Below are 11,165 nucleotides of genomic sequence, written 5' to 3'. Positions count from 1 at the left end.
TGGTAATTCAACCGGTAGAATTGCTGCTTTTGCTTTCACCGGCAAGAACGGGGGATCAAACTGAGGTTTTTTACGTGACGAAAATTGAAATATACGTAAGTGGTTATCATGAAACAGGTTGTGGTTTTTTTGGTTTGGGTGTAAAAAAACGCCAGCTGAAGACGATTTCTCTGAGATCTTCGCGAGAATCGCATTGCAGTAAATATTGATCAGCACTAGAATTACCGGCCCTTCCCCCCGTCAGATCGTTCTCTTTCATTAATCTCCTGTTTCATATCTCACAACTGAGTTATCCAGCCCCGGATGGTTAAATGGGTTGTTCCCGCCTTCTGTACCAAACAAAATATCTGTTTCGATTGATCCTGATTCATCTGCTTTATGTGCTGAGCGCTCCCGGAGTTGCTTTCACTGGTGATGATACCGGCCCGGAAACGTTGTATCTGAAAGATGGCCAACATCTTTCAGGTGAAAGCATCGGGTTGGAAGAGGGGAATATTCTGTTCCGCCTGCCAGATGGCGAGGTACGACCGATTTTGTTGGGGTTGGTCGATCGACTGGAATATGGGGCTATGCAACCAGAGGTTGATTCTTCAGCTCAGGAAGAAAAGCTTCTGGTGAATGGTGAAGGGGATGCCCAGTCTGGATTGCCTCCGATGATGACGGCAGAGTTAGAGGGAGAGATACCGCCAGGGCCAGAGCCGGAATTTATGAATGTGCTCCCACTTGACCAGATCGAAGAATATTATGATCGCTGCTGGGAGCAAGTTGAGGTCTGGACAAAACGTCTGGAGCTGGGCGGAACATTTCTGGGAGGAAATACCGATCGGGATTATGTAACCACGGGCCTGTTTCTGGAAAAGTCCGACAATGATAATTTGTTCGAGTTTGAAATTGGCGGTCGCTGGGGGGAGTCTAATGGAGTTCGGGACGCGAATCGCTGGTATGGGAACGCGACATTGGATGTCGCGCGTACCACAGACTGGATTGTCTTCGTGACCAATAAAAATACGTACGATGAATTTGAAAATCTGGATTGGCGCGGAACGATTTCCTCCGGTTTGGGGTATCGGTTCATCAATGAGAAGGATAAACGACTGATCGTACGTCTGGGACCCGGTGGTACGCGCGAAATTTATAACAGCCCGACCTTGCGACGTACGACATTCGATATCTTTGCGGAACTGGAGTTTCGCTGGCCTCTGTCAGATCACGCGCAACTGGAACATAAACAGACCTGGACCCCCAGTATGGATACCGGTACTGTTTCTTCGATCCTGCGTGTTACAACCGAAACCGGACTTCTGTTCAAGCTGGATAACAAAGACCGCTGGAATCTGAAATTCGGTTTACTGCAGATTTATAACTCGTCTCCCAACGCGGGCCGTAAGAAAAATGACTACACGGGCAGTGTTTCCCTGGTTTACACGAGAAAATAGGAGCAACGGTCAAACATGATGTTATTTAGGTTTACCTAGTTTGACCATCAGTTTGACTCGTTTTCCGTCACGCAGCACAGTGACTTCGACCTCCTCACCGGACGAAAACATTCTCAACGCCAGATCGAAATCATCCAGGCCGTCGATTTTTGTTTTCCCCATATTGATGATGGTATCACCGGCTTTGAGTCCTGCTTTGTCCGCAGGGCTGTCAGGAGCAGCGCCCGAGATGTGATAACCGGGGCCTTCGACGCCAAAGTCGGGGATGCTGCCAAAGTAGGGGCGATTACCGGATCGCATTGCGGTGGCAGGCTGTTCGATTTTAACATACTCGGGACGTTTCGGGTTTTCTGCGGTGGCAATAGCGATTTCTTCCAGAAAACCGATGATGCGCTGCATGCCCGGAATATTGATTTTGTCCCAGTCATCGGACGGACGATGGTAGTCTGTGTGGGTCCCCGTAAACAGGTGCAACACAGGGATCTGTTTGCCGTAAAATGAACTATGATCGCTGGGGCCAAAGCCCTCAGGCTTGAGTGAGAGCTTCAGGTCGTATGCTTTGGCGGTTTCTTCAACCAGTTTGTTCCAGCGGGGCGCTGTTCCCGTTCCAAAGACGGTCAGTTTGTCATCCGTCAGTCGTCCCACCATATCCATGTTGAGCATGGCGACCGTATTTTTGATATCGAACAGGGGATTTTTGACATAGTGGGCAGACCCGATCAGTCCGCGTTCTTCTCCGGTAAACGCGATAAACACGATTCGTCGTGGCAGTGGCGTTTTGCGGGCTGCCAGTTTGCGTGCCAGTTCAATTAACGCGACCGTTCCGGAAGCGTTATCGTCGGCCCCGTTATGGACGTCGGTCGAACCGGGAGCCAATGAACCTTCGCCGCCAAAACCGACATGATCGTAATGAGCGCCGATGACAATCGTTTCATCGGCAAAAGGCCCTTTGCCTTCCAGAACGCCGATTACATTTTTGATTTCAGTACGGACCTGCTCTACCGAAATCTCTCCCCTGGCTTTCCAGTCAGGTAGTACGAAGCTTTGAGGTTTCAGGCCGTCATCGATGGTACTCTCGAGTTCCTGAAGTGTGGGTTTTGCAGCGTCTTTTAAGAGTTGATTGCATTTTTCGATGGAGATCTGAGCAATGGGAATCGAACGTCCTTCACCACCGCCGGCGTATCCGAAATCCATTAACACATCAAAATTCCCGTCTTTTATACGCTTGCGGGACTGTTGAACTCCGTGCAACGCTTTTTTCAATTCCCGATCGGCGTCTGCCTGTTTGCCGTCTTTTGCTTTTTCCCAGTTTTCCGTGGCTGTTACCAGTTCTTCAACGGCATCCCGTTCTAGCTCTTTCGCTTCTTTTTTATTTTCTTCGGTCGAGTAGTAATCGTTGACGAATAAAATCGCTTTGGCGCCTTTACCAAACGCCGTGCTGACTTTGTAACGCAATGCCGCATAACGCGAAATACCATGTGCGCCGGCAAACGGGCTGTTTTTGTCCCCCTGCTGTGGAGTCCGTCGCATAATGATGACAACCTTGTCTTTGACATCGAGGCCGGCATAGTCGCTGTATTTTACATCCTCTGCGTCGATGCCATATCCGCAGAAGGCCAGATCGGCATCAAATTTTCCTGAACCTCCAAAAGAGCAGGCACGAAAATCTTTGTCGTAAACCAATGGGATGGTTTTACCGTCAGGACCCGCTAACTGAAGTTCATTCACTGGTCCCAGTTTACTGCCAGTATTAATTGTGAATTTCTGGAACGCACCGTCGTCCACAGTCTGCACATTCAGGCCAGCTGCTTTGAACTCTTTGACAATATAATCAGCGGCGAGATTAATTCCCCGCGTATCAACGCCACGCCCTTCCATTTCATCCGAAGCCAGATATTTGATCGCGTCCAGCATCCGCTGGTTGAGCTGTGGATCCTGTTCCGATTTCACAACCGGTGTGGCCGTTTTTGCGGGAGTCTCTCCCTGGACGCGTGAGGCGCTTTGAGCGAGTACAACACTCAGTCCTGTCAAAGCCAGGAAACAGATGCCGGCAAAAGATCTCCGGGGAGTGGTATCTATTTTCAAAACAGACATAAGTCTTCTTTCTCTCAAATTTGCCTGTAAAAAGCTGGTTTATCGTCAATACGTTTGCAAACGGGAACGTGTTGGAATTTCCACGTTCATCTGTATTGTGCATCACGACCAATCAGTTTCTATTTTCGCATTTGCAGTGCTGAATGGAAGTCAGGTTCTTAAGATAAATCAAAATTCGTGACGGTTCCGAACTCTTTTTTGAGGTTGATCTTACGAGGAGCAGGCCTGAACTGGCGAATTGATCGCAGAGCGGGTAGAGTTTGTTGTTTTAGACGAAAAAACGATTTCCCCGCTTGAAAATGGGACCATCAATGGATCTTCCCGCCGCTGCGCTCATGGACTGTGGACTCTCTTCGGACGAAGCAGACAGGTTAACCAATACACTCAAGGAGATCCCCGTTCAGGGAGACGCTGCTGTCTGGCAGCATTTGATCACACAGGTGCTGACCCCCGAGTTGCCGTTTTCCATTCATCGGCTCCTCTATCAGCGGGTGTTTCAGCAGCGAATCGAACAGGGCATACCAGCGCCCGCCTGGTTTCCGGGAGAACAGGAATTGTCGCACTCCCATCTGGCGGAGTGGTTGCGCGATTTGAATTTGAATGACATGGATCAATTGCAGGACTGGTCAGTGCAGAACCGGGAAGTGTTTACGCAGAAACTGATCGATTCACTCGGTATACAGTTTCGTCAGCAGCCTCAACAGGTCATGAATTTGAGTGCAGGCGTCGAACAGGTCGAATGGCTCAACGGCGCGCAACTGAATATTGTGGAAAGCTGTTTCCGGAACAAATCTGAGCAGACAGCGATTGTGTTTCAAACAGGAACTTCCGAGTTACAACAACTCAGTTATCAGGCATTGAAAGTGCTTACTGCACGCGTTGCCAATGGACTTCAGGAAGCGGGCATCCAACCGGGTGAGCGTGTGGCGGTGATGATGCCGATGACGGTGGAATCGGTGGCGCTTTTTCTGGGGATTATCGCCGCCGGTTGTGTGGTTGTGACCATCGCGGACAGTTTTTCGGCTGAAGAAATGCGTGTGCGGCTTCAGATTACCGAGCCCCGCCTGATTTTCATACAGGACGTGATTTCCCGGAACGGAAAACAACTGCCGCTCTACGCCAAGCTGGGTCAGGAAAACCCATTACCGGCGATTGTGCTTCCGGAACGCGACTCTCTGCAGGTTTCGCTGCGTTCAGGAGATCGGCTCTGGGCTGAGTTCCTGTCAGATGATCAAAATTTAAACTGGGTTGCCCGCAATCCGCACGATGAAACGACGATCCTCTTTTCTTCAGGCACCACCGGCAGCCCGAAAGGCATTCCCTGGGATCAGACCACGCCAATTAAGGCCGCTGGTGACGGTTATCTGCATCACGATATACATGCCGGTGATGTGGTGTGCTGGCCGACGAATCTGGGCTGGATGATGGGACCCTGGCTGGTGTATGCCTCTTTGATCAACGATGCCACGATCGCGCTCACCGATGCGGTACCCACCAGCCGCGCGTTTTGCGAATTTGTCCAGAATGCAAAAGTCAATATGCTGGGGCTGGTTCCCAGTCTTGTTTCCGCCTGGCGCAGTCAGGATTGTGTGGCGGGTTTGGACTGGTCGCAGATCAAAGTATTCAGTTCGACGGGCGAATGTTCGAACCCCGATGATATGCTGTGGCTGATGTCGCGTGCCGGGTATCGTCCGGTGATTGAATACTGTGGCGGTACAGAAACGGGGGGCGGTTATATTACGGGCACGGTTCTGAAACCCGGGGTGCCCGGTCTGTTTTCCTGTCCGGCGGTCGGTTTTTCCTGGTTACTGCTGGATGAAGCAGGCCAGAAAACAACAAACGGCGAGGTCTTTTTTGCACCCCCGGTGATTGGTTTATCTACTCGGCTGATCAATCGCGATCATCATGGTGTTTACTTTGCTGACATTCCCCCCGGACCCGATGGGGAAGTTCTTCGGCGGCACGGAGACCAGATCGAAGCCTTACCCGGCGGTTATTTTCGGGCGCACGGACGGATTGACGATGCCATGAATTTAGGGGGCATCAAAGTCAGTTCGGTGCAGATTGAAGAGTTGCTCGCGCAGGCAGCCGGCGTCAGAGAGGTCGCTGCGATTGCCGTTCCTCCCGCAGGAGGCGGACCGAGTCTGCTGGTGATTTTTGTCGTCATGCAGGGAGAGACGGAATTTACTGCCGACCAGTTACAGCAGGAAATGCAGCAGCTCATTCGCAGTCAGCTCAATCCCCTGTTTAAGATTCATGCTGTGCGCGCGGTTGCTCAACTGCCGCGAACCGCGTCCAATAAAGTGATGCGTCGGAAATTACGAGATTTATATGAAGGTTCAGAAACATGAGTCAGCAGGAACAGAAACGAGTCGCCGTCTTAAGCGCCGCCAGAACACCCATTGGTGCCTTTAACGGCGCCTTCAAAGATGTATCGGCAGTACAACTGGGCACGATTGCCGTCAGGGAAACACTCCGGCGAAGCGGGCTGAGTGCCGAGCAGGTCGATGAAGTATTTCTGGGGCAGGTGTTTACCGCTGGCTGTGGAATGAATCCGGCCAGGCAGGTGGCTGTCCATGCCGGGATGCCTTACCACGTTCCGGCAACCACTGTGAATATGGTTTGCGGCTCCGGTTTGAAATCCGTGGCGCTGGGCATGCAGTCCATTTTGTGCGGCAACGCGCGGGTCGTGATGGCCGGCGGCATGGAAAGTATGAGCAACGCGCCTTATCTGCTACTGGGGGCGCGCACCGGTTTTAAAATGGGAAATCAGCAACTGGTGGATTCGATGATCCATGACGCGCTGTGGGACGCTTTTTACGACTGCCACATGGGAATCACCGCGGAGAATCTGGCGGAAAAATATGAAGTATTACGCGAGGAACAGGATCGCTACGCAGTGCAAAGTCAGCAGCGTTATCAGGTCGCGCGAGAGGCAGGGAAATTTGACGACGAGATAGTCAGTGTGCCGATTCCCAGAAGGAAAGGCGATCCTGAGTTCATTTCCGTCGATGAATATCCACGAAAAGAAACGAACCTGGAGACGATTTCCTGTTTGCGTCCGTCCTTTAAACCGGACGGAACGGTAACCGCCGCCAATTCATCCGGCATCAATGATGGTGCAGCAGCTTTGCTCATCGCCGACGAAAGTTTTGTCGAGGAACACAATTTGAAACCTTTGGCTTGGATTCGCGCGTTTTCCAATGTGGGTCTGGACCCAAAGTTTATGGGCATGGGGCCTGCGCACGCGATACAACACTTATTGAAGGCAGAACGACTTTCTTTAGCGGACATCGATCTGCTGGAAGTCAACGAAGCATTTGCTGCTCAATCGCTTGCCGTGGGAAAGACGTTGGGCTGGGATGACACGCGTGTGAATGTAAATGGCGGAGCGATTGCGCTTGGTCATCCGTTGGGCGCGAGTGGCGCCCGAATCGCGGTGACGCTACTGCACGAAATGCAGAAACGCAAAACCCCGCGCGGCATTGCCTCACTGTGCATTGGCGGCGGGATGGGGATCGCGATGTTGTTTGAAGCAGCGGAAGAATAGTCATTCTGGAAACAGAGAGAGTCAACATCATGCAGGATATCGGAATTCTGGGCGCGGGATTAATCGGCGCGAGCTGGGCCTCATTTTTCGCCGCACAGGGGTTAAACGTTCGCATTTATGACGTGAATCAGGACGTCAAACGAAAGGCGCTGGAGATCGCCGTCCATAACTTGCAGCGTCTGGTTGAACTGAAATTGATTTCATCCGAAGCGTCGAATGCAGGCCAGGCAAATCTGCGAATCGTGGGTTCGATGCAGGAGTTACTGTCAGACATTGATTATGTCCAGGAATCGGTGATCGAAGATTACGCGATCAAAGCAGACGTCTATCGCGAGTTTGAACAGTATGCCCCCGAGACCGCGATTCTCGCCAGCAGTTCTTCCGGTCTCTTGATGACGCGGATGCAGTCTGTCATGCAGCATCCCGCACGTGCATTGATTGCGCATCCTTTCAACCCGCCGCATCTGATTCCACTGGTCGAACTAGTCTCTGGTGATCAGACGGCTGCTGCTACCGTCGAAACGGTTAAAGCGTTTTTCTTTCAATTAGGAAAACATCCTGTTGTCTTAAACAAGGAAGTGCCTGGCCACATTGCGAATCGTCTGGCAGCGGCTGTCTGGCGGGAGTCGCTGGCGTTGCTGGATGAAGGAGTTGCCAGTGTGGAGGATATCGACGCCGCACTCTGTCAGGGTCCCGGTTTACGCTGGGCGATGATGGGACAGCATCTGATTTATGAACTGGGCGGCGGTGAAGGGGGATATCAGAAGTTTTTCGATACGATCGGCGCCTCGTTCGAAGAATACTGGAAAGAGATGCAAACCTGGACGACGATTCCCGAATCTGCAAAACAGAAGGCGGTCGCCGGGACACAAGCGTATCTGAAACAGAAAAGCCGTAGCGAATGGACGGCCTGGAGAGATGAGAAACTGGCCCGGATTCAACAAGTATTGCGCGAGGAATAAAGAAATGTCGATCATCAAAACGGCTTTGATCACCGGAGCCGCGAGTGGCATCGGAGCCGAAATTGCAAAGACGCTGTTTAACGACGGTTGCAATGTCGTGATTGCCGACTTGAACGAACCCGAATTTCTGTCGGACCTGAAACATGAAACTCAATCCGCGGAGTTCGTTCCCACTGATCTCTCTAAACAAGAGAGTTGTCAGGCACTGGTCGAGCGTGTGGTTCAGGAATTCGGTGCGGTTGATATTCTGGTTAACAACGCCGGCTTTCAGCATATTTCCCCTCTGGAAGAGTTTCCGGAAACTGTCTGGGAAAAAATGCTGCAGGTGATGCTGACGGCGCCGTTTCTGCTCACAAAATATGCCTTTCCTACTATGAAGCAGAAGCAGTGGGGCCGCATTATTAATATGGGGTCGATTCATTCACAGGTTGCTTCCCTGAACAAAGTCGGCTACATCGCAGCCAAACATGGTCTGGTGGGTCTGACGAAAACCACGGCGCTCGAAGGAGGTCGGTTCGGGATCACGGCGAACGTGATCTGCCCCGCGTATGTCCGCACGCCGCTCGTGGAACAGCAGATCGCTGCGCAGGCGCAAACACTGGGAATCAGTGTAGAAGAAGTGGAAAGTCAGGTGTTTCTGAAAGCTTCGGCGACCGGCAGAATGATTGAACCCACAGAAGTGGCCTCGATGGTGAGTTATCTCTGTTCAGACAATGCAAAATCGATCACGGGTGCGTGCTGGACGATTGATGGCGGCTGGACCGCACAATAAGAGATCCGCGAGAACGGCATCGCTGCCTTGAAATCGACAAAAATCTCGAAACAGCATTTATTTAAGATTGCTTAGATAGGGGTGACGTATTAAAGTGTGCTTATATAAGCGGCTCGAAAAATGCCTGTTGGGACTCGTTTTCGATGAGGTGACAGATGCAGTTTCAACGACTGTCGATCGTGGCATGGCTGATGCTTCTGGTCGTTTTCTCATATCAGGCCACAGCGGCTGAGATTGAAACGTCGATTGCTGCCAAAACGCCCGAGCAGATCGCCGTCGAAGGTTTACGCCGTTTCTATACGAATCTGCAACAGAACAAAGATGGTTCTGTGCGGCTGGTTCGTCTGAGTAAGCCGCATGTCACGCTGGATGTGCTGGAACATCTTGAACAGTTTCATCAGCTGGATTATCTGGCGATTGTCTGTCCTCACATCGGCGATGCAGGGTTGGATCACATTCGACACTTGACGAATCTCGATACATTAATGCTGTCTGAATCGGCGGTCGGCGATGCAGGACTTTCCAATCTGAAGGGGCTCCACAAGCTGGAGCGACTTTATCTTGATCATACGAAAGTCTCTGATGAGGGACTGGCGCAGCTAACACATCTGTCGCAACTCAAGGTGCTTTCTTTAAACAATACGAATGTCACAGATCAAGGCCTGTCGCATCTGGCGGGTTTGAAAAATCTGGAGGTGCTGTTTCTTTCCGGTACGAAAGTCAGTGACGCCGGGTTACCTGCTCTGGCAGAACTGAAGCAGTTGAAGATCGTTTATCTTGCCCGTACTCAGGTCCAGGGAAAACGACTGTCTGATATCGCCGGCTTACCTCAACTCGAATATCTGGCGCTCAATCGTGATGCGTTAGACCCAGATAGTATTGATTCATTCTCAAAAATGTCACAGTTGAAAGGGCTGGAACTCTATCATACCGGACTCTCGCAAGACGCCGTCGACCAGATCAGGAAAAAACTACCGAAAACCAGTGTCTTTTCTGACGTGACAGAGGAGAAGCCGAAATCGGAATCCTTGCGCTTTGCGAAGTCGGATGCGTTGACCGTGAAACCAGTTTTAGAGCCGATTCAGAATCGCATCGCCGCGGGCGAGAACCTTAAACCCGATTTTCAGAAACATGTGATACCGCTCCTGGGCAGGCTGGGGTGTAACAGTCGCAATTGTCATGGCTCTTTTCAGGGACGTGGCGGGTTTCAACTGTCGATGTTTGGTTACGACTTCAAACTCGATCATGATAACCTCCTGGAACGGATCGACAAACAGAAACCGGAAGACAGTCTGGTTTTGAACAAACCCACATCCGCTGACGAACATGAAGGAGGTCTGCGTCTGCCACCGGGGGGCTGGGAACAGAAATTATTGCGGCAGTGGATTGCGGGCGGAGCCAATTCCATCGGGAAGGATGCGCCGCAATTTGTTCGCCTGGATGTCACACCGAAACAGGTCGTCTTTTCTGAAAAGGGCGAAAGCGCCAATATTAAAGCGATTGCCGTCTGGTCGGATGGCACGCGGGAAGATGTGACCTGTCTGACCCGGTTTGAATCGAAAGATGACAGTGTTGCAGAAGTCACACCGGAAGGCGAGATTCGCTCGAAAGAGCCCGGCGATACGTACGTGATTTCATATTACGACAACGGGATCTTTTCGACGCAGGTGATTTTACCCGTGCAAAAATATCAACCGGGCGCGTATCCGAATGTGCCGACGCCGACGGAAGTGGATCAGCACGTTGTCAACAAACTGAAAAAACTGGGAATTGAACCTTCCGGTTTGTGTACGGATGATGAATTTCTGCGGCGAGTCAGTCTGGATCTGACGGCGACCCTGCCCACGCCGGATGAGATTCGTGCGTTTGTCAAAGATCAATCAGCAGAAAAACGCAGTCAAAAAATCGAAGAACTGCTCAAGCGGCCGGCGTATGTGGCCTGGTGGAGCATGAAACTTTGCGATCTGACAGGCAGTAACGCCGGTTATCTTGGCGGGACGGAAATGGCACAGCCGGTCGCCGGTCAATGGAATGCCTGGATCAGACGTCGCGTGGAAGATAATATTGGCTGGGACAAAATCGTATCCGGCATCATTCTGGGAACGAGCCGCCTGCCGGGACAGACGTTTGAAGAATTTATGGCGCAGCAGAGTGAATTTACACGTTTAACAGAGCGGGCCGACTTTACCGCACTCGACAACACAATGCCCCACTATTGGGCGCGGGATAATATGTCGGTTCCGTCCGATAAAGCGTTGGCGTTTGGCTATACGTTTCTGGGAATGCGGCTGGATTGTGCGCAATGTCACAAACATCCGTTTGATGAATGGTCCAAACAGGATTTCGAACTC

Annotated in this window: 8 protein-coding genes; 7 read left to right on the top strand and 1 reads right to left on the bottom strand. The window is 51.4% G+C overall.

The genetic code is table 11. The features are described 5' to 3' along the window. Both Q0294_RS08680 and Q0294_RS08675 read left to right on the top strand, forming a co-directional pair. Positions 1-209, top strand: a 209-nt coding sequence (locus Q0294_RS08680) for a hypothetical protein (RefSeq protein WP_299463438.1), incomplete at its 5' end; no start/stop codon positions are given. 102 nt (positions 210-311) lie between these two features. After that, positions 312-1,436 (top strand): DUF481 domain-containing protein, encoded by a 1,125-nt coding sequence (locus tag Q0294_RS08675; protein ID WP_299463435.1) that lies wholly within the window; start codon positions 312-314, stop codon positions 1,434-1,436. Between the two features lie 21 nt (positions 1,437-1,457). Here the strand turns inward: Q0294_RS08675 and Q0294_RS08670 are convergent, their stop codons facing one another. Beyond that, on the bottom strand, positions 1,458-3,530 hold the full coding sequence (locus Q0294_RS08670) for a M20/M25/M40 family metallo-hydrolase (RefSeq protein WP_299463432.1): 2,073 nt from the start codon (positions 3,528-3,530) through the stop codon (positions 1,458-1,460). Positions 3,531-3,841: 311 nt separating this feature from the next. Here Q0294_RS08670 and Q0294_RS08665 point away from each other — a divergent pair, with 311 nt between their 5' ends. The 5 genes from Q0294_RS08665 to Q0294_RS08645 form a co-directional block, all read left to right on the top strand. Continuing rightward, a complete protein-coding gene (locus Q0294_RS08665) occupies positions 3,842-5,881 on the top strand; it encodes an AMP-binding protein (protein WP_299463429.1) in 2,040 nt (679 codons plus the stop codon). Continuing rightward, positions 5,878-7,080 carry an acetyl-CoA C-acetyltransferase gene (locus Q0294_RS08660; protein WP_299463426.1) on the top strand — a complete coding sequence of 401 codons (1,203 nt, stop codon included), beginning with the start codon at positions 5,878-5,880 and terminating at the stop codon, positions 7,078-7,080. Before Q0294_RS08665 ends, Q0294_RS08660 begins: the two co-directional genes overlap by 4 nt. A 29-nt stretch (positions 7,081-7,109) precedes the next feature. After that, complete coding sequence (locus Q0294_RS08655) at positions 7,110-8,042, top strand: 3-hydroxyacyl-CoA dehydrogenase family protein (protein ID WP_299463423.1); 933 nt, start codon at positions 7,110-7,112, stop codon at positions 8,040-8,042. A gap of 4 nt (positions 8,043-8,046) precedes the next feature. Then, the gene (locus Q0294_RS08650; RefSeq protein WP_299463420.1) at positions 8,047-8,814 is read left to right on the top strand and encodes a 3-hydroxybutyrate dehydrogenase; all 768 of its coding nucleotides are present in this window, start codon (positions 8,047-8,049) and stop codon (positions 8,812-8,814) included. 155 nt (positions 8,815-8,969) lie between these two features. After that, on the top strand, positions 8,970-11,165 hold a 2,196-nt coding region (locus Q0294_RS08645), incomplete at its 3' end, for a DUF1549 domain-containing protein (RefSeq protein ID WP_299463417.1).

It is taken from the genome of uncultured Gimesia sp. (assembly GCF_937919775.1).
GTDB lineage: Bacteria > Planctomycetota > Planctomycetia > Planctomycetales > Planctomycetaceae > Gimesia.
Note: the sequence above shows the minus strand (reverse complement) of the source record. Positions and strands in the feature narration are given on the sequence as shown.